Below are 19,841 nucleotides of genomic sequence, written 5' to 3' on the forward strand. Positions count from 1 at the left end.
TCATTAATTTTACCATTTTTCAAACTAGATAGGCACCCTTTATTAACGTATGCACACAAAACCAAAAAGCGACCGGGAGCTTTTGGATAAAAAAACATCCATCAGCTTCGTGATGAATGTTTTTATTCTGGTTTTCGCTGTGACGCTCGATGCGCTTCATTCAGCTCTTTGATTTCCTTTACAATCTCGACCATTTCCGCTTTTGCTTCTGGATATAATTGATTCCAATGCTTGGTTAAAGGCGGCATGGATTTTGAGATATGGTTGTAAAGTGCCCACATTTTTACTTTTTCTTGTAGCTGCTCGTCACTTTCGCCGACCATTAGTTCTGTATACTTTTCAATCAAACCGTCGAATTGCTCTTGAAAGGTTTTATTCATGCACAATCACTCCTTTCTTTGGTTTACAAATAACCGGACACGTTTGACAATAAGTCTCTTTAGCTCCTGTTTGGTAAGATAAACAGCACGTTTGCCGAACCCTTATCTCCTGCTTTTGCTTCTTTACATATGGAGGAGGTGAACTGTACCGAGAAAGCGGATTATGATGGTATGAACCAAAGTGATGACCCTCAGCTTCTTCCAACACGTATCGTAAATTCTTTTGCACTTGCACATTTTCTATTTCTTCATTTGCTAAAAGCAAATCGTAAAGCCAGTGGATATAAACAGCTACGTTTTCCCACAGCGTCAGCTTCGAGATTTTTGTCACTTTATGCAGCGATGACCATATCGGCTCAATGTGATGAGCAAACAATTCATCAAGAAGTTCATCAAGAAGAATCTTCTGATTGTCCTCTGTTACTTCTTTCGTCTCAATTTCTGAGATAAACACTTTTGGCAGCCACATCGTTTCAGCGTCTTCTGTATGCAACGAAACATTGTTAGTCGATGCGTTTATCTTTTTTTGAAACACAATAAATGAATACAAAGCCGCCACCACAACAAAGCTATACCGCTTCGCTAACATGGAAGCAGCTGCTCTCAAGTTAGCAGCCTTCATCGTGTGTTGAACCCATAGCAGCTGCACCCTCAACGTGCTTTCATCCATGCAGCTGGAGGGAGACAACCTGTACAGCGAGTTATCTTTAAACGTACAGCGGAATTTTTCTGCTAACTCGCTTTGCTCTTTCTTATTGAGCATGCTGCGTTTCAACGCGCAGCTTATTCACAATACATCGTCCGCGCCCATGAGGAATACAAAGAGGCGTTCCAAATAACGGATCCACCGTCACTTCACAGTTCATATTAAAGACTCGCTGTACTAAATCGCAGTTAATGACTTCTTCTGGTCTTCCCTGTGCATAGATTTTTTTATCTTGAAGCGCCACAATATGATGAGCATAGCGGCAGGCTAAGTTTAAATCGTGCAGCACCATTACGATGGTACGATTTTCTTTTTCATTCAGTTCAAATAACAAGTCCAAGATCTCAATTTGATGTGTCATATCTAAATACGTTGTCGGTTCATCAAGTAAAATAATATCCGTATCTTGTGCTAATGTCATGGCAATCCATGCGCGCTGGCGCTGTCCTCCAGAAAGCGAATCAACTTGACGATCAGCCAAGTCTGCTAAACCTGTTGCCTCGAGTGCATTTTGTACTTTTTCTTCATCTTCTTGAGACCACTGACGGAACCAATTTTGATACGGATAGCGCCCTTGTTTAACAAGCTGCAGCACGGTCAACCCTTCAGGTGCAACAGGACCTTGTGGAAGAATTGCTAGCTGCTTTGCAATTTCCTTTGTCGGAAGAGAGGAAATTTTAGAGCCTTCTAGTAAAATAGAGCCGGCATGTGGTTTCAATAACCTTGCTAGTGAACGCAGCAACGTAGATTTTCCGCATCCATTACTGCCGATAAAGACCGTAATCTCACCCTTTGGGATGGTAACGTCAAGCTCATCTATAATCATCGCTTCTCCATATGATAATGTTAGCGATTTTGTTTCTAACGAATGCATGCGAATCGCTCCTTCTACAAAGAATGCTATACGTTTCTTTGTTTGTATAGTAAATAAATGAAGTACGGTGCGCCAATTGCAGCTGTAAATACACCTGCTGGCACTTCGATTGGCAAGAAAAATGTTCGGCCAATTAAATCTGCTGCTGTGATTAAAATCGCTCCGATTAATGCCGATAGCGGTATTAAAGCGCCGAATGAAGAACCTACCAGCTTTCGGGCAATATGTGGAGCAAGCAATCCTACAAAGCTAATTCCGCCGGCAAATGCAACGGCGCTTCCTGTTAAAGCTGTACTCATCAGCAATAGTGCCAATCGATTTTTTTGAACGCGACTTCCAACGTTAGTCGCAATTTCTTCACCTAATTCTTGAACATTTAAATTGCGAATCATTAAAATCGTAATTATAACCAGCCCTATTGTAACAGGAACTAGTACGGAAACACTGGCCCAATTTGAGCCATACACCGTTCCTGTGATCCAAATATTTGCCTGACTGGCGCGATAGATAGGACCCATAATCATAAACAGCGTGGTCATGGCTTTCGTTAACGCTGTTAATCCAATTCCTATTAATACTAGTGTAATAGGAGAGACGCCATTTTTCCAGGCAAACACATAAAGTAAAAGCGCCACTGCCACTGCACCTAAAAATGCGCTAACAGGCATCCAATTAATACTTACGGTTAACGAGTTGCTTTTATCACTAAATAGTGTCAAAAATAACACTACACCGACTGACGCTCCTCCTGTTAATCCAATTAAGTCTGGTGAAGCAAGCGGATTTCTCACAAGCCCCTGCAAGATAGCGCCTGCAATAGCTAGGCAAATACCGGCACAAATGGCAACAATAATGCGTGGAAGTCTAAAAGATGTAACAACTAATCGTTCAAACTCCAATCCATGACCCGCTAAAATGTTAATCACACGAAGTGGATTAATAAATAAGTCACCCGTACCTGCACTCAATAAAAAGAGAGCAACAAGTGCAGCTGAAAATCCAATAATGATCAGAGCTGCTTTTATGTTAACCAAAAATGAAATTCTCTTTAAGCGAAGAGATAAGTATGTTTTCATGACGCCTTTGCCCCTTTCCTTGCCATATAGATAAAGAAAGGCGTACCAATAACAGCAGTCATGACTCCAACAGGGATTTCTTGAGGCATAATGACATACCTGGCTGCAACATCGGCTAATAAAATTAAGATGCCTCCGGCAACCGCACTATAGGGAAATACCCAACGATAATCTTGTCCTACAATTGCTCTTACAACATGAGGAACAATAATTCCGACAAAGCTAATCGGACCGGCTACTGCAACGGCTCCACCAGCTAAAATGGCAATAATGATGCCGCTTATAATTTTGACAAGAATCGTTCTTTGACCTAATCCTTTAGCTACATCTTCACCAATCGTTAAAATATTAATTTTTGAAGCGATAAAAAACGTGACAATGATTGCTGGTACTATATAAGGCAGTATGCCATACAGCATTTCCACCTTGCGTCCTTGCACAGATCCAGCCAGCCAAAAAAGAACTTGATCAAGCGAAGATTCATCCACAGCCAGCAGTCCTTGTGTTAAAGAAGAGAAAAAGGCTGCAATAGCCGCTCCTGCGAGCGTCAATTTAATAGGCGTTAATCCTTCTTTTCCGAGGGATCCAAGAAAATAGACAACCACTACGGTTAATGCCGCTCCTACAAATGCAATCCACGTAAAAGCTTGAAGTGAATTGACCGAAAAAATCATCACTGCAACAACAATAAAAAAGCTGGCCCCAGCGTTCACACCAATAATATCCGGTGAAGCAAGTGGGTTTTTCGTTAACGCCTGCATCATTGCTCCTGCAATTCCTAAACAAATACCTACCACAGCACCGATTATAGCGCGCGGCAATCGAATATTTTGAATAACTATGTGCTCATTCGAACCGTTAAACGCTTGAAAAGCTTCAAATGCTGTCTTGATACTTGTATCTGTGTATCCGAGTACGATACTTAATCCAATACAGATTAAAAGCAGCATGATTCCAATGATGAGCCCCATTACTTTCATTTGAACACTGCGTAGCATCATTTTCATTGCTCTCCTCTAAGATGATTCCTATATATATCTAACCTTTAGTTTAGGAAACATTGAAAAAAGTGTCAATGATTTTGAGAATCATTTTCAATTTTTAATTGACACCGCTTAAAAGTTAGAATATTATCTTAATTGTTAATGAAAATCATTATCACTTATAAGGGGGAAAAGATGTGAATACATATTCTAAAGGCAAGTTGTCATATTTGTTATCCATTCTTACCATTATGACACTGCTTGTGCTGGCAGCCTGCGGTAATTCAAACAGCGCTGACGATGATAAAAAAGAAAAAACTGAGGGTTCTGGCGAAACTTATACAGTAAAACACGCAATGGATAAAACAGAGATTAAAGGAACGCCTAAACGAGTTGTCGTTTTAACAAACGAAGGTACTGAGGCTCTTCTTGCAATGGGTGTAAAGCCTGTTGGTGCTGTTCAATCATGGTTAGGAAATCCGTGGTACGACCATATTAAAGGTCAGATGAAAGGTGTTAAAAGTGTGGGTACAGAAAGTGAGCCAAGCTTAGAAGCAATCGCTGCTTTAAAGCCTGACTTGATTATCGGAAATAAAATGCGCCAAGAAAAAGTATACGACCAGCTTAGTCAAATTGCTCCCACTGTATTTTCTGAAGAACTGCGCGGAGACTGGAAATCAAACTTTAAGCTATATGCAAAAGCTGTAAATAAAGAAGAAAAAGGTAAAGAAGTATTAGCTGACTATGACAATCGCGTAGCAGATTTAAAAAAACGCCTTGGAGATCAGTTAAAACAAAAAATCTCAGTTGTACGCTTTACAGCTGGAGACGTTCGTATTTATCATAAAGATTCATTCTCAGGCGTTATTTTAGACCAGCTTGGATTCGCTCGACCTGAGTCTCAAGACAAAAATGATTTTGCTGAAATGAATGCAACAAAAGAACGCATTCCGGCAATGGACGGCGACCAGCTATTCTACTTCTCTTATGAAACGGGAGATGGCGAAGCAACGAAGCTTGAAAAAGAATGGATAAACGATCCGCTTTTCAAAAAGTTAAAAGTAGCTCAAGAAGACCATGTTCATAAAGTAGATGATGCTACTTGGAATACAGCAGGCGGTGTATTAGCAGCTAATATCGTACTTGATGATATTGAAAAAATCTTCTTAAATAAAAAACAACAGTAATAATATGAAAGAAAGAGCTTCGACGAATCGAAGCTCTTTTTGCATGTATAATGTATTTCCTTTCATCGCACACTAACCGTGGTCTCACTTTATTAAATAGGAGTGGTGAAAATGAATTCAAAAAAACAGCCTAAAAAGCAGCCTAATACAAATGAAATGGCTGACCGCCAGTTCGAAACAGAAGATTATAACCGACAAGATGCACTCTCACAAGGCCTAGCAGAAACACATGAGCAAGTAAGCGACGCCTATCAAGAAGGATCATTTGAAGATACAGATCGTTAATAAAAAAAGAGCTGACTCTAAGTCAGCTCTTTTTTACTTTGAATGCTGCCATGCTGTTTTAGGCAATGACATGGACATCCACTGCTGGCGCTTTGATTTATCAATCGTTACTTTCTTTGCTTTAATTCCTTGTTGAATCAGCTGTTTCATTAGTTTATCAATTGACTTCATCGCTATTCACCTCAAAAGCGGAAATTTGTTTTGCTTCTACTCTTTTACTTTTTTGCGCTTAAACTTCATAAAAAACTCATAGACAATTGGAACGATAATGAGCGTAAGCAGCGTAGAACTTGTTAGTCCTCCGATTACCGTAACCCCTAGCCCTTTTGAAATAAGGCCTCCACCTTCAAATCCAAAAGCCAATGGAAGCAGTGCACCAATTGTTGCAATAGCTGTCATTAAGATCGGGCGAAGACGTGTCATTCCAGCTTCTAGTAACGCTTCACGCGTCGACAGACCCTCTTGCTCTTTATGAATCACGCGGTCAATCAGCACAATTGCATTTGTTACCACAATTCCAATCAGCATAAGAGCTCCAATCATCGAAGAAATGCTGATCGTTTCTCCAGAGATTAAAAGCGCCACTAGTGCACCAATGAGTGTAAATGGAAGTGAGAATAAGATAGCAAATGGTGCTAGCCCTCCACCAAATGTCAGTACTAGTACGAAGTACACGATACCGATGGCTGCGAGCATAGCAATTCCTAATTGACTAAATGAGTCATTGATTTGCTCTGATGCTCCGCCAAAGTTAATATCCATATCACTTGGCAAGTCAATTTTCTTCACTTCTTTTTGGACGTTAGAAGAAACACCGCCTACATCGTCACTCTTAATATCGGCACTTACCTCTGCATAAATTTTATTATCACGGCGAGTTACCGTATTCGATGTTTTACCTTTTTTAATGTCGACAACTTCATTTAATGTAACTTCCTGTCCAGTTTGAGAGGTCACTTTTGTGCTTGAAAGTTCAGCAAAAGTAGAGAAATCCTCTTTTTCTTTTGGAAGGTATACGTTAATTTCATTTCCGTCTTTTTGGATAGTTGTTAATACTTCACGCTGTCCAAGGTTCGAAATTTGCATGCCAATTTGACTGGCTGACAAGCCGAGTTCAGCGGCTTTCTTTTGATTCGGTACTAGCGTATATTCATCAAACGTATCTGAAAGCGTAGAATCGACATTTTTCAGTTCTTTATGCTTTTCTAAAACATGCTCAACTTTATCAGCATAAGGTTTGATTTCATCTAAGCTATCTCCGTAAATAAGGACGTTTAATGAATTATTGCTGCCGCTAGACGCCGTATTCATTGAGCCCCATTCACCTTGATTCGCTTGTTTATTAAGAGCTTTTAATACTTTATCCTGCTCTTTATCAAAGTTTTGTGTATCCTCGTCATATTGCACAAATGTTAAAACGTTATTTTTGCTTCCCGGATTAAAAGAGTTACCTTCGCCGAACGAATACTGAACCGTTTTGACACCATCTCGCTTCATCAAGTACGCTTCTGCGCGATTTGCTGCTTTTTCTACGTCGCTTTGAGACTGTCCGGCTTTCGGTGTATACGTAAGCGTCAGCGTTTTTTCTTGATCAGATGATAAGAAGCTCACGCCAATAGAAGGAACTAAGAATAAACTTCCTACTAACAGTAGTACGGCTAACCCAAAGGAAATAAGCTTATGGTTTAGCGTCCAGTTCAAAATTCGCTTATATCCGTGCGCTAGTTTGCTTGGTTTTTCTTCTTTTACTTTTACATTTGTTTTAAATAACGAATGAGCAAGCATTGGCACGAGTGTTACCGCTACTAGCAGTGATGCTAACAGTGCAAAAACAACGGTTAATGCAAACGGTAAGAATAGCTCTCCTACCGGTCCTTCTACTAGACCTAACGGTAAGAATACGGCCACGGTTACGATTGTAGAAGAGAAAATTGGAACAAACATTTCTTTCGTCGCCGCGACAATTAAATCTTTTCCTTTAAGCTTTTCTTCCTGATAAGCCATGCGGCGGTAAATATTTTCAATAACGACAATGGAATCATCTACAACCCTTCCGATGGCTACAGTCATCGCTCCAAGCGTCATAATATTTAAAGAGATATCCATTGATTTGAGCGCTAAAATGGCGATCAATAACGAAAGCGGAATCGAAATAACGGCAATAATCGTTGAACGAATATCACGTAAAAATAAAAGAATAATAATAACCGCAAAGACCGCACCGATAATAGCTTTATTTAGCATCGTATGAACAGAATCTTCAATCGGTTTACCTTGATCAAAAATATTGTCAACGTGAAGGTCTTTGTTTTTCTTTTCTAGGCTATTCATTTTTTCTTTAATATCATTTACAACATTTACTGTGTTCGCATCCTTCGCTTTGACAACTTGTACAGCAATGGAAGGTTTTCCGTTCGTGCGAGAAATAGATTCTGCTTTCCCCGTCACTTTAATATCCGCAATTTCTTTTAATTTCACAGTTGGAATAGAAGCTGCGGATGGCGCCTGCTGCACGGTGCCTTGTGTCTGCTGCTGGCTCATTCCTTGTTGCTGACCTTGAGCAGCTCCTTGACTAGGCACAGCTGGAATCTCTAAGTTTTCTAAATCTTTTTCTGTTGTCATCTTTCCGTCTACCACAACAGATTTTTGAGATCCATCCATCGTATACGTGCCAGCCGGCACTTTTGCATCGGATGCTTGGATAAGCTTTTTCACCGTATCTTCATCAAGTCCCAGCTGCTTGAGCTTGTCTTGTTTGAATACAAGTTCTGCTTCTTCAACTTGTTCTCCTGACACACTGACCGAAGAAATCCCCTGCACTTTTTCAACTTGTGGAACAACGGTATTTTTTACATACTTCGTTAAGTCTTCTAATGATTTTTTATCATCTGAAACACTTAATGAAATAATCGGAAAATCACTAATGCTTTGTCTTGAAACATTTGGTTCCTCGACATCATCTGGCAGATCTACGTTTGAAAGAGCTCGCCTAACTTCGTCTTCTGCCTTTTCCATATCTTTACTAAAACTATATTCAACTTGAATGGTAGCCATATTTTCATAAGAAGATGAGCTAACTGTGTCAACGCCGCTCAGTCCCTGGAGCTTTTGTTCAATCGGCTTACTCACCTTATCTGCCACTTGTTCCGGAGTGGCTCCCGGATAAGTTGCACTGACTGTTACAACAGGCGTTGAAATATCAGGAATGGTCTCTAGCTTCATATTAAACCCTGAATACAGCCCTGCAATAATGACAAAGAGCGTTAACAGCCATACTGCAAATTTATTTTTCAATGAAAATTTAATAAACTTCCCCAATGCATATCCTCCTTCAAATATATGTATACTAATAAAATTGACTGATCGGTCACAACAACTTAAAATATAAATGACTAACTAGTCAGTGTCAACCCTAAGCAGGTTCTCTCCTGACTTGTTCATAATAAAGACATATTTATAATAATCGTTTTTTAAAGGAACTGACTCTCGTTCTCAACTTTGATATATACCTTTATCTTTTTTAGTGTATGATACTATTATCTAACGAAATGAATGGCCAAATTGTTCAATAAAGGAGGTAGAAGACATGAAGGAAAAAGAAAAAAGAATAATTGAAGCTTCGATTAAGCTTTTTGCAAAAAAAGGATTTAATGCTACCTCTGTGCAAGAAATTGTAGATGAATGCAACATTTCAAAAGGTGCGTTTTACCTGCACTTCAAATCTAAGGATGCACTTTTATTATCAATTCTAAACTTTTACTATGAAAAGCTCTTTAGCTCTGTTTATGCTCTCGACGAGGAAGTAAACGATGCCCGCAGCCGCTATATGAATCAGCTCATCTATTTCTATGAATTTATTACGGAGCACAGAGATTTTATTATCATGCAAATCCGTGAAAAATCTATTCCCTTTAACAAAGAAGTGGAGACCTTTGTTCATAAAATGCAGCGAGAAACGTTTTACTTCCATCGCAAAAGCCTCGTTAGCGTATACGGAGAAGACGTAACTCCTTATATCTCGGATTTAACGAAAATGATTGAAGGTATTCATCATTCCTTTTTAGAAATTATTATCTTCAATCAATTCGAGCTTACATTTAAAGAAGTAGCGCAGTACATAATGGACCGAGTTGATGTATTAGTAGAAGATTTATTAGCTAGAAAACCTCGTCCCCTTATTCCTGCTTCTTTTGGTGAAGATATATACGGAAAGGAACGAACGACTTTTCTCAGTAAAAATGAGCAGGTAAAACAAGCTCTTGAGGAAATTAAACATCTGCTAGACAACAGCGATCATATTTCTGATGAGCACGCAGACAGCTTTCACATTTTACAAACGGAGCTAAAAAAAGATAAGCCTACCGCTGCTATTGTAAAAGGCATGGTTGGAAATTTAACGGAACTTAAACCGTTGGAAGAACCGCTTAATCTTTTAACAGCCTTACTTCAACAAAAATAACAGAAGGCTTCAACAAGCCTTCTGTTATTTTTCTGCTTTTGAACTAGATACTCCCCCAGATAACACGAACTTCATGGCTTCTTCCGGCTTAATATCTAACCATTCAATTTCTTCTTTTGGAATCAAAAAAGTAAAACCGGCTACTTGAAAAGTCTGTGGAACATAAACGGCTACGTGGTCTTTTAATGAATGAATCACCTCTTCTACTTCTTCAGAGGTCACAAACCCTATGACTTTCATTGACGTGCCGGGCATCGTCACTAAAGCGACTTTTGAAAATGACTTTTTCTCTCCAAGAAAAGATTGAAACGTATCTTTAATAACGGTATATAGCGTTTTAACAAGCGGTATTCTTTCTAACAACCGATCAATTAAGTTAATAATTTTCCCTGCAAAAAAACGAGTGGATAACCATCCTAAGAACGTAATTAAAACAAGCGTCGCTAAGATGCCAATCCCCGGTATATAATCCTGCTTCATATAGGGCTTCAATACGTTTCCTAAAATGCTGTCTAAAAAATTAAACACTCTTACTAAAATATAAATAACAAGGATAATAGGGACAATCGTTAAGAGTCCATTAATAAAACTTTTTATGATTGCTTTCATACAAACACCTCATTTTTTCTGACATACTGCTGTTCATTATACAATGGATTTGTTTTGCTGCGTCTCTTTATTTCTATTCGCACACGTATAAACTAACGACGTTTTATCAAAATAATAGATGGGTACATGAACATACATACTTATATATTTATTTTTGCGGAGGGATACAATTGGGACGTTTAGAATCAAAAATCGCAGTGATTACAGGATCAAGCTCCGGCATAGGAAAAGCAACTGCTGAACGCTTTGCGAAAGAAGGCGCGGTTGTTATTTGTGCTGATATTAATTTGGACGGTGTGAAAAAAGTAGCTCAAGAAATTAAAGATGCTGGCGGTGAAGCCCATGCCTACTATATCGACGTAGCTGAAGAAGAAAAAGTAAAAGAGTTCACAGCGGAAATTGAAAAGAAATTTGGAAAAGTGGACATTCTTTTTAATAATGCCGGTACAGACACAGAAGGCGGCAAGCTTCACGAATATCCAGTAGAACTTTGGGATCGCTTAATGTCTGTAGATTTGCGCGGAACATTTCTTGTAAGCAAATACGTTATTCCCCTGATGTTAGAAAATGGCGGATCGATTATTAATAATTCATCCGTATCCGGACTAGCAGCAGACTTAGACCGTTCTGGCTATAACGCAGCGAAAGGTGCTATTACCAACCTAACAAGAACCATGGCAATTGACTACGCTCGTGAAGGTATTCGCGTTAACTCAATTGCTCCGGGCACAATCGAAACACCGCTTCTTGATGATTTATCAGGCGCTGAAGAAGGAAAAAAATTTAGAAAAGCATATGAATGGGTCGATCCGATGGGCCGTCTAGGCAAACCGGAAGAAGTAGCCGGTGCTGTATTATTTTTAGCATCTGATGACAGCTCCTATGTAACAGGTGATTGCATTACTGTAGACGGCGGTCATATGGCGTATACATGGCCTGGAAAAATGCTTTACGATAAAATGTGAGAATAAAATTAGCTCTATACCATTAGGTATAGAGCTTTTCCGTTTGCATTTTTTCTTTAAAATAGACGTGACATTATGTCAAGACAAGTGTAAACTTAAAGCAAAATTCTTTGCTTCTAGGAGGAAGACATGAAAACAAAACAATTATCAGAACGTCAGCTTCTTGGCATCGCAGGGCTCGGATGGCTCTTCGATGCAATGGATGTTGGCATTTTGTCTTTTATCATTGCAGCTCTTCACGCTGAATGGGGACTTTCCCCTACTGAAATGAGCTGGATAGGCAGCGTTAACTCGATTGGAATGGCCGTTGGAGCTTTAGTGTTTGGGTTATTGGCTGATCGAATTGGACGAAAAACCGTTTTTATTGTAACTCTTGTTCTTTTTTCAGTAGCAAGTGGCCTTTCGGCTCTTACTACTACCCTTGCTGCTTTTTTAGTATTTCGATTTTTAATTGGAATGGGTTTAGGAGGAGAGCTGCCTGTTGCTTCTACACTTGTTTCTGAGACTGTGGCACCGGAAAAACGCGGTAAAGTGGTCGTCTTATTAGAAAGTTTTTGGGCGTTCGGCTGGCTACTGGCAGCGCTTATTTCTTACTTTGTAATCCCAGCCTACGGGTGGCAGCTAGCGCTTATCCTGACGGCTATCCCAGCGTTTTATGCCATTTATTTGCGCATCAAACTGCCAGATTCTCCTCATTTTGTGGAAACGACAAAAGAAAAGAAACCGTCGATTGCGGACAATGTAAGAAGCGTGTGGTCTAAGCCTTATCGTCAATCTACCATTATGCTGTGGGTTCTGTGGTTTTGCGTTGTATTTTCATATTACGGCATGTTTTTGTGGCTACCTAGCGTCATGGTCATTAAAGGATTTAGCTTAATCAAAAGCTTTGAATACGTATTGATTATGACATTAGCTCAACTGCCCGGCTATTATACGGCTGCTTGGTTTATTGAACGCATGGGCCGAAAATTCGTATTGGTCACCTATTTGTTAGGTACGGCTGCCAGCGCATATATCTTTGGAAATGCCGAGTCACTTTGGCTGCTGCTAACAGCAGGTATGCTGTTGTCTTTCTTCAACTTAGGCGCTTGGGGTGCTTTATACGCGTATACACCTGAGCAATATCCGACATCTATCCGAGGCACAGGAGCTGGAATGGCTGCTTCTTTTGGGCGAATTGGAGGAATTTTAGGACCGCTGTTAGTTGGATATATGTCAACGCAAGGTACATCTTTAACCGTTACGTTCTCAATCTTTTGTGGAGCTATTTTAATCGGTGTTGGTTCGGTTGTTTTTCTAGGAAAAGAAACCAAACAAAAGCAGCTCGCATAAACAAAGACGCTCTTTTAGAGCGTCTTTGTTTTGCTTATTATTTATTTTCTACCAGCTCTTTTTCACCTGTTTCTACTTCCACGTCACGCTGAGCGAACACTTTCTTAGCTACATTTAAAGCATTTAACACGCGAGGGAAACCTGTGTATGGGATTAATTGAATGATGCTCTCCACAATTTCATTCGGCTCTAGTCCAGCTGTTAAACCTGTATTTAAATGCAGCTCAAGCTGAGGCTCTGTACCCTGAGTGACCAATGATGAAATGGTAACTAACGCTCTCTGCTTATTCGTTAAACCGGGTCGTGAATAAATGTCTCCATAGGCAAATTCAATAATATATTTCCCAACGTCAGGAGCTAGGTCTTTTAAGTCTTCTGTAATTTTTAAATGAGTTGAAATATCATCATTACTCGTTAATGTATATTCCATTAATTTATCTAAACCTTTTTGATAACTATCTTGTGCCATGTAAAATCAACCTCCGTATTTTTTACTGACACCGCGCGGAATCAATGTTTGCTTTCTTGTATGTTTTCTACACTATCTACTTTAACGCACATTCTCTCTTTCGTAAAATACATATATTCAATACAACATATGCATTTTATCTATATAAAGCAGAATGCTGTTTATTCATATAGTGAAGAAATTGCTTAGAGGCATATGAAATATATTTATCTTTTTTTAAAATCAACCCTAAATCCCATGAAATTGAAGGGTTAGTAATAGGAACGGCTTTTACAATAGAGGAATCTACTTTTGCCGCAATGGACTGTGGAAAGATAGATACGCCTAAGTTTTCTGCAATCATTTCACCAATAAAATCCCATTGAGAGCTCTCATAAGCTACGTTAGGTTCAAATCCCGCTTTTTGACATGCCTGAATAAGTCGGTCGTGAAGCGTAAAGTCTTCATTAAATAAAATAAATTTCTCTTGGGCTAATTCATTAATTTCCACATGAGTCTTAGAGGCTAAAGGATGGGAATGGTGAACATATAAAAGCATTTTTTCAGAGATAAAAGGATTAATATCAAAAAGATGTTCATTTACTGGAAGCACGGCTACACCTAAGTCTAACTCTCCTTTTTCTACTGCTTTTTGAACACGATTTGCTCCGTATTCAATAAGTTTAATCGTAATATCTGGATAGAGCTGCTGAAACCCTTTGATAATCTTTGGAAAGAACAGAACTCCAATCAATGGAGGAATTCCAATTTTAATCACTCCTTTTTTCAGATTCATCACATCATATAAATAAGTCGATAGCTCATCAATGGATGCCATGACTTTTTGTCCTTGCGCATACACCACTTCCCCGGCATCCGTTAAATCAATCTGTCGTGCGGACCGATCAATTAATTCTACTTCCAATTCTTCTTCTAAGTTTTTCACCATTTTGCTCAAGGTCGGCTGTGAAATATGGAGACTTTGAGATGCTTTAGTAAAGCTCCTTAATTTAGCGACTTCTAAAAAATAATTAAGCTGACGAATATCCATCTCTGCTCCTCCTATAGATAAAGCAAATATCTTTTATATTATTTATTCATTTTACCTATTATTTTTTAAGATATACAGCAAAAAATCCGAACGATTCATCGTTCGGATATACCTTCACCTAAAATACTTCTGTCCCGTCTTCTTTTACTACTATTATTTAAAATGTTTTAGCTGCTTGTGCTGCTTGCTCTAAGCCACTTTCAATAATTTCTTGCGCACGATCTGGAAACTGATTATGTCCTTCAATAATAACAGAGTTCACGTCCGTGATTCCAAAAAATTGAAGTACGCTGCTGACATATTTAACGGCCATTTCGACCTCAGCTGCTGGACCTTCTGAATATACTCCGCCTCGTGCATTTAATAACATCACTTTTTTATCGCCTAGTAATCCCACCGGACCTTCTGGCGTATACTTAAACGTTTTGCCTGCTTGATTTAAATAATCAAAGTACATATGAAGCACGGCCGGCACAGTAAAATTCCAAAGCGGAAAGGCAATAACAATTTTATCTGCTCTCACAAATTGTTCTAAGTAGTAATTAGCAGTTTCTGCTGCTTTGTTTTCCGCTGCCGTCACTTCTAGCCCTCTTGCTAATTTAAACTGACCGTTTATCATGTCGGCACCTAAATAAGGAAGTTCTTCTTGAAACAAATTTAGCTCTATTATTTCTTCACCTTGGTGCGATTGTTGATAGCTTTCTAAAAATGCATCATATAATTTCACGCTAACCGCTTCACTTGCCGATCTGTCATTTGCTTTTATAAAAAGAGTATAACTCATACTAAAACCTCCACTGATTGTTGATACTCTTATTTTATTCGCTTTTTTCGTGCGTTTCGAACGACTTTATAATGAAATACCTTCATACTTTAGTCTGAGAAAAATGAAACGATCCAAACGATTTATCGTTCGGACCTTCCTTCTACTAAACTAATTTTTTCTAATCTCCTCATTTCACAGATGAAACGGGAAGGTGAATCACAACTTCCGTTCCTTGTTCTTCTTCACTTTTAATAAAAATCTCGCCTTTATGCTGGCGGACAATAGTTTGTGCAATCGATAGTCCAAGCCCCGTTCCTCCCGTAGCTCTGCTTCTGGCTTTATCCACTCGGTAGAAACGTTCAAAAATATGGGCAAGATCTTCTTTTGGAATGCCAATTCCATAGTCTTTTACTTTGATAATGACATCTTCCTGCTTTTTTTCAACGGTCACTTCGATTTTATCCGTACTGTATTTAATTGCATTATCAAGCAAAATAATCAACACTTGCTTCATTTTTAGTTCATCCACTTCAATCATAATGGGCGTTTGATCATAATGAAGAACTAATTCTCTTTTGTATACTTGCTGCAGCTGCTTAACGATTTGTTCAAAAATAAGAACAAGATCTGTTTGCTTCATATCAAGCGTTTGTTCTTTTTCCACACTTGCCAGATCAAGCAGCGTTTCAATCATTTTTTGCATTTTGGTTGCTTCCGCATAGATGGTGTCGATCGCATCCAGCGTAATTTCTTCATTTTTAATCCCTCTTCTTCTTAATAAATTAGAATAACTGCGAATAACGGTTAGAGGGGTTTTTAATTCATGAGAAGCATCGGAAACAAACTGATTTTGCTTTTCAATATTTTCTCGCAAGCGGTCAATCATATGATTAAAGGTAACGGTCATTCCCTGCAGTTCATCTCTCGTTTCCGTTTGAATGAGGACCTTTTTAGGAACACCGCTCTCTTCGATCTCTTTCATCGTTGTGACCATATTTTTAATAGGATGCATAATGACGCGTGATAACCATCTTCCTCCTAAAAGAGACAATAAAATGGACACAAGCGAACAAAAAATCAAAATTGATAGCAAAATGTCTTTACGGGTTTCAAAACCAGTCAGGAGCTCACCAATCTCAAGCGTTTCAACGACTTGATTATTGACTTTGACAGGCATGCGAATAACCAATACCTGCTTTTCTCTGATTTTGCGAAGTTTCACCTTTTTTTTCTTTGAAAATTGGGGCTTAATTTTCACCAGATGAGGATCATTTGATACTTGGTTAATGACCGTAGAATTTTCTGAAACTGTTCGGATAAATGAATGGTTGGTTAAATAAAATTTTAGTAACTCCGGCGAGAGCTCCACGGAATGATCTTGCTGACCTTTTTGAATAATCTCGCGTGCTTTTTCGAATAAAATGTCCTGTTCCATATTCACCGTAGATTTAGTAAAGGAGAAAAAAACAACAATGTTCATGATTAATAAAATAACCACTAGCCATGCTGTTGTCAGTAAATTAATCTTCGTCGTGATCTTCATGTTTCTCCTCTTTCATCATATATCCTACGCCTCGCACCGTATGAATGAGAGAAGTAGAAAAACCTTCATCTACTTTTTTTCTTAAGTGGCGAATATACACATCAATTACGTTCGTTTCTCCTTCATATTCATAGCCCCAAACGTTTGTGAGAATTCCTTCTCTCGTGACAATTTTATTTTTATTCGTAAGCAAATATACAACTAAATCATACTCTTTCGGTGTCAGCGTAATGGATTCGTTGTTTCTAAGGACTTCCCTTGTTTCAAGATTAATAGTCAAATCACTGATCGTTAAGAGCTCCGCTTCAGCTTCTTTCGTTCCTAATGCTTCTACGAGCGAACGATAGCGAATACAAGAGCGAACCCGTGCTAACAGCTCTTCAATTTCAAACGGTTTTGTAACATAATCATTAGCCCCTTGATCTAAGCCCATTACCTTATCCAGCGTCGTATTTCTGGCAGTTAATAAAATAACTGGCGTAAATACTTCCGCTTTCCGAAGTCTTCTTAACACCTCAATACCGCTCAGACTTGGAAGCATCACGTCTAGCAAAATGAGGTCATATTGAGCGGATGTTGCCGTCTCTAACCCAGCTTTCCCGTCGTACTCAACATCTACTTCATAATCTTCAAATTCCAATTCAATCTTTAACACTTTCGCAATTTGCGCTTCATCTTCCACAATTAAAATTTTCTCTTTCATGTTATACACCTCTCACCACATGTCTTAAGTGAAAGAATAGCTTCTTTAGATAAAAAAACAACACCTTTTTCAAAAGATGTTTGTTTTTTTATCTAAACCCTACTTTTTCAACATACTTGTCTTTTAGCTTATCCTTATTGTTTGTAAACATGAATGTTTTACGCATGAAGACCAATCGTTTGCTTTTCACCTAAAATCCAATTGACTACTGCTAAAAGTTCTTCAGGCGTTTGTGCTTCGATTTCTTTATGATAAGCAGCAATGGCGTTATATAATGTGTTCATTTTATCAGCATCCTGCAGCACTTCCTGCAGTTGACTTTCTAACGATTGATCCGTCTTTAGTTCTTGAACTAAGTTTTGCTCTGTCAAATAGCGTAAATTCACCTCTTCTTGACCCGGTAAAGCAGAATGAACAAAAATCGGTAAATTTTTGCGAAGAGCTTCACTGACCGTGATACCACCTGGCTTTGTTACGATAGCATCTACTTGTTCATACAGTTCATTCATTTCTGTGCGTGATGAAATGTACGGAATTGGTGTAACGTGCTGTAATTCCCATCCCTTGATTTCTTCATATAACTTTTGATTTTTTCCGCATAAGACAAAGTAATGAAAATGGCGCGCATCTTTTAAATCATTGTAGAAATCCATAATATTGCCTAAGCCGCTGCTGCCTCCGGCAATTAAAATATTTTGGTTACCATGATGCTTAACAGTTCGTGTTTTTGTTATTTCTTCATGTACCGGTATCCCTGTGACCATCATATTTTGAAGTGGAATTTCACTTTGAGCACGAAGCCCTCTTCTTACTTCTTCACTAGGAAGAAAGTGAAAGTCAATCTCTTCTTTTCCCCATAAATTATTAATAAAGAAATCCGTGTAGACATTTATAATAGGAACATCACACTTGCCTTTTGCTTTTAATTGACTGAGCAAATAAGAAGGAAACCCATGTGTGCATATAATTAAATCCGGATTTTCTTCTTTAACTAAGTGCTCCATTTTTTTTGCGAATACGTGATGATACCATTTGAATGAATGAACAGGCGGTTCATAAAAGAGATGTTTGTATGCCATATTGTACGTTTCTGGAGCATAACGAATCCATTTCAAATATGTGCCTGTGACCACTTTTTCTAATAGTTCGTTTGTATAGCTTAATAAATCTATTTTTTTATAACAAATATTTGTTGTTCTTCTTTCCAATATATCCATTAACGCCTCTGCCACTTGATGATGGCCAGAAGGCATTTTTAGAAGAGGTAAAAATAAAACCTTTTTCAACTGTTTCATCTCCTATTCTAAAAGCAGTTTCTTCCTCTCCTTTTTATATCATTAAATGCCCTTAAATTTCGAATTTTAATTGATTTTTAATGTGAAATTCATCGTTTTTTTAGAGTGTCAATCTAAACTAAGAGTGAAAAGTACTGCATAAGGAGAAAACAAATGAACCTCAATTACGAAGTATTTCAATGGATTAACTCGTTTGCTGGTGAATCCAGCGCAATGGATTCTGTCATGATTATCATCACGAATAGCGTTCCTTATTTTATAATGGCTTGTTTGCTTTTGCTTTGGTTTAGCGGAAAAACAGAAAGAACAATTTATCACCGTTATACGGCTTTATACATGTTGTTTACAATTGTACTTTCTCTATGTATCAATGAGGTCATTCACCTGGTGTATTACCACCCGCGTCCGTTTGTGACTCATCACGTTCATAAGCTGATTCCGCACCCGGCTAATTCATCTTTTGTGAGTGATCATTCGATTTTAGTCTTTTCTGCTGCTTGGATCATGTGGTTACGAAAAAACAAATGGAGAAGCATCATTTTTATATGGGCTGTCATTTCGGGCCTTTCACGTATTTACGTAGGCGTTCACTATCCAGCAGATGTACTTGGAGGCATGGTGATTGCGGGAGCTATCGGATGCTTTATTATATACGTTTCAGCTAAAACAGCTCCTCTTATTCAGCGATTATTCTGGATTCACGATTTGATTATCAAGCGTATTCCGTTTCTATCTCCCTATACGCATGAACAAATTAGCAAAAAAATCATTCAGCTTAAAGAGGCTGAGAGAAAAATAGTTTAGCTGAAATGAAAAACGAACCACTAATCAAACTGTTTGATTAGTGGTTCGTTTTTTTTGTTATGGTGAACGTAGATTTTATCTGTTTCGTTCCTTCCAGCAGTTGATTGGAGGGCAAGGCGAAGACTCCTGCGGGAACAGTGGAACAGGTGAGACCCCGCAGGAGCGCAAGCAACGAGGAGGCTCAGCGGCCGAGCAAGCAGTCCAGATTATATATCCAGATTGTTCGCCTTTGGATGGGATTCATTTCGTTACGTCTCAGCCTCTTTCTTTATTATTTTTAAAAAACAACGTTCACTTTCTTGACTTTCACTTTTATTTATTTTATATTAGTTGATGTATCAAACATTGATGTATCAAATATTAATTCATCAATAA

21 protein-coding genes are annotated in these 19,841 nt (G+C 38.5%); 7 read left to right on the forward strand and 14 right to left on the reverse strand.

Going from position 1 to position 19,841, the window contains the following annotated elements:
* Positions 1 to 122 precede the first annotated feature (122 nt).
* The 5 genes from AC2YJL_RS21300 to AC2YJL_RS21320 all read right to left on the reverse strand — a co-directional run bounded on the left by AC2YJL_RS21300 (position 123) and on the right by AC2YJL_RS21320 (position 4,037).
* Positions 123 to 380 carry a YusU family protein gene (locus tag AC2YJL_RS21300; protein WP_028409614.1) on the reverse strand — a complete coding sequence of 86 codons (258 nt, stop codon included), beginning with the start codon at positions 378 to 380 and terminating at the stop codon, positions 123 to 125.
* Positions 373 to 1,029 carry an IucA/IucC family C-terminal-domain containing protein gene (locus AC2YJL_RS21305; protein WP_230933846.1) on the reverse strand — a complete coding sequence of 219 codons (657 nt, stop codon included), beginning with the start codon at positions 1,027 to 1,029 and terminating at the stop codon, positions 373 to 375. The genes AC2YJL_RS21300 and AC2YJL_RS21305 overlap by 8 nt, the downstream gene beginning before the upstream one ends.
* 103 nt (positions 1,030 to 1,132) lie before the next feature.
* Positions 1,133 to 1,960, reverse strand: a complete 828-nt coding sequence (locus AC2YJL_RS21310) for an ABC transporter ATP-binding protein (protein WP_013059664.1) — start codon at positions 1,958 to 1,960, stop codon at positions 1,133 to 1,135.
* A 26-nt stretch (positions 1,961 to 1,986) separates the two neighbouring features.
* Entirely contained in the window at positions 1,987 to 3,036 is a 1,050-nt protein-coding gene (locus tag AC2YJL_RS21315) for a FecCD family ABC transporter permease (protein WP_050688951.1), read from the reverse strand.
* On the reverse strand, positions 3,033 to 4,037 hold the full coding sequence (locus AC2YJL_RS21320) for a FecCD family ABC transporter permease (protein WP_028409617.1): 1,005 nt from the start codon (positions 4,035 to 4,037) through the stop codon (positions 3,033 to 3,035). Before AC2YJL_RS21320 ends, AC2YJL_RS21315 begins: the two co-directional genes overlap by 4 nt.
* A gap of 179 nt (positions 4,038 to 4,216) precedes the next feature.
* Here AC2YJL_RS21320 and AC2YJL_RS21325 point away from each other — a divergent pair, with 179 nt between their 5' ends.
* Both AC2YJL_RS21325 and AC2YJL_RS21330 read left to right on the forward strand, forming a co-directional pair.
* Positions 4,217 to 5,206 carry an ABC transporter substrate-binding protein gene (locus AC2YJL_RS21325; RefSeq protein WP_230933765.1) on the forward strand — a complete coding sequence of 330 codons (990 nt, stop codon included), beginning with the start codon at positions 4,217 to 4,219 and terminating at the stop codon, positions 5,204 to 5,206.
* Positions 5,207 to 5,317: 111 nt separating this feature from the next.
* Positions 5,318 to 5,491 carry a YozQ family protein gene (locus tag AC2YJL_RS21330; protein ID WP_081085242.1) on the forward strand — a complete coding sequence of 58 codons (174 nt, stop codon included), beginning with the start codon at positions 5,318 to 5,320 and terminating at the stop codon, positions 5,489 to 5,491.
* Positions 5,492 to 5,524: 33 nt separating this feature from the next.
* Here AC2YJL_RS21330 and AC2YJL_RS21335 read toward each other — a convergent pair whose 3' ends face one another.
* Both AC2YJL_RS21335 and AC2YJL_RS21340 read right to left on the reverse strand, forming a co-directional pair.
* On the reverse strand, positions 5,525 to 5,662 hold the full coding sequence (locus tag AC2YJL_RS21335; protein WP_014457868.1) for a hypothetical protein: 138 nt from the start codon (positions 5,660 to 5,662) through the stop codon (positions 5,525 to 5,527).
* A 36-nt stretch (positions 5,663 to 5,698) separates the two neighbouring features.
* Entirely contained in the window at positions 5,699 to 8,809 is a 3,111-nt protein-coding gene (locus tag AC2YJL_RS21340; protein WP_230933767.1) for an efflux RND transporter permease subunit, read from the reverse strand.
* 268 nt (positions 8,810 to 9,077) lie between these two features.
* Here AC2YJL_RS21340 and AC2YJL_RS21345 point away from each other — a divergent pair, with 268 nt between their 5' ends.
* Entirely contained in the window at positions 9,078 to 9,950 is an 873-nt protein-coding gene (locus tag AC2YJL_RS21345; RefSeq protein ID WP_050688948.1) for a TetR/AcrR family transcriptional regulator, read from the forward strand.
* A gap of 24 nt (positions 9,951 to 9,974) precedes the next feature.
* On the opposite strand, the gene AC2YJL_RS21350 is transcribed toward AC2YJL_RS21345, so the two are convergent.
* Complete coding sequence (locus tag AC2YJL_RS21350; protein WP_050688947.1) at positions 9,975 to 10,559, reverse strand: DUF502 domain-containing protein; 585 nt, start codon at positions 10,557 to 10,559, stop codon at positions 9,975 to 9,977.
* A 170-nt stretch (positions 10,560 to 10,729) separates the two neighbouring features.
* Here AC2YJL_RS21350 and AC2YJL_RS21355 point away from each other — a divergent pair, with 170 nt between their 5' ends.
* Positions 10,730 to 11,524 carry an SDR family oxidoreductase gene (locus AC2YJL_RS21355; RefSeq protein WP_153253929.1) on the forward strand — a complete coding sequence of 265 codons (795 nt, stop codon included), beginning with the start codon at positions 10,730 to 10,732 and terminating at the stop codon, positions 11,522 to 11,524.
* A gap of 129 nt (positions 11,525 to 11,653) precedes the next feature.
* A complete protein-coding gene (locus AC2YJL_RS21360) occupies positions 11,654 to 12,856 on the forward strand; it encodes an MFS transporter (protein WP_230933768.1) in 1,203 nt (400 codons plus the stop codon).
* Between the two features lie 37 nt (positions 12,857 to 12,893).
* On the opposite strand, the gene AC2YJL_RS21365 is transcribed toward AC2YJL_RS21360, so the two are convergent.
* The 6 genes from AC2YJL_RS21365 to AC2YJL_RS21390 all read right to left on the reverse strand — a co-directional run bounded on the left by AC2YJL_RS21365 (position 12,894) and on the right by AC2YJL_RS21390 (position 18,653).
* Positions 12,894 to 13,325 (reverse strand): carboxymuconolactone decarboxylase family protein, encoded by a 432-nt coding sequence (locus AC2YJL_RS21365; protein WP_050688944.1) that lies wholly within the window; start codon positions 13,323 to 13,325, stop codon positions 12,894 to 12,896.
* A 136-nt stretch (positions 13,326 to 13,461) separates the two neighbouring features.
* On the reverse strand, positions 13,462 to 14,355 hold the full coding sequence (locus AC2YJL_RS21370; protein ID WP_195695743.1) for a LysR substrate-binding domain-containing protein: 894 nt from the start codon (positions 14,353 to 14,355) through the stop codon (positions 13,462 to 13,464).
* A gap of 157 nt (positions 14,356 to 14,512) precedes the next feature.
* The gene (locus AC2YJL_RS21375; protein WP_230933769.1) at positions 14,513 to 15,139 is read right to left on the reverse strand and encodes an FMN-dependent NADH-azoreductase; all 627 of its coding nucleotides are present in this window, start codon (positions 15,137 to 15,139) and stop codon (positions 14,513 to 14,515) included.
* 169 nt (positions 15,140 to 15,308) lie between these two features.
* Entirely contained in the window at positions 15,309 to 16,664 is a 1,356-nt protein-coding gene (locus AC2YJL_RS21380) for a sensor histidine kinase (RefSeq protein WP_369361644.1), read from the reverse strand.
* On the reverse strand, positions 16,642 to 17,367 hold the full coding sequence (locus AC2YJL_RS21385; protein WP_369361645.1) for a response regulator transcription factor: 726 nt from the start codon (positions 17,365 to 17,367) through the stop codon (positions 16,642 to 16,644). The genes AC2YJL_RS21380 and AC2YJL_RS21385 overlap by 23 nt, the downstream gene beginning before the upstream one ends.
* A 158-nt stretch (positions 17,368 to 17,525) precedes the next feature.
* A complete protein-coding gene (locus AC2YJL_RS21390; protein WP_230933771.1) occupies positions 17,526 to 18,653 on the reverse strand; it encodes an MGDG synthase family glycosyltransferase in 1,128 nt (375 codons plus the stop codon).
* Between the two features lie 162 nt (positions 18,654 to 18,815).
* Here AC2YJL_RS21390 and AC2YJL_RS21395 point away from each other — a divergent pair, with 162 nt between their 5' ends.
* Together AC2YJL_RS21395 and AC2YJL_RS21400 are read left to right on the forward strand one after the other, a co-directional pair.
* Entirely contained in the window at positions 18,816 to 19,466 is a 651-nt protein-coding gene (locus tag AC2YJL_RS21395; protein ID WP_230933772.1) for an undecaprenyl-diphosphatase, read from the forward strand.
* A gap of 100 nt (positions 19,467 to 19,566) precedes the next feature.
* Entirely contained in the window at positions 19,567 to 19,800 is a 234-nt protein-coding gene (locus tag AC2YJL_RS21400) for a hypothetical protein (protein WP_195695740.1), read from the forward strand.
* The last annotated feature ends 41 nt before the right edge of the window (positions 19,801 to 19,841 follow it).

It is taken from the genome of Priestia sp. SRI_019, from assembly GCF_057586255.1.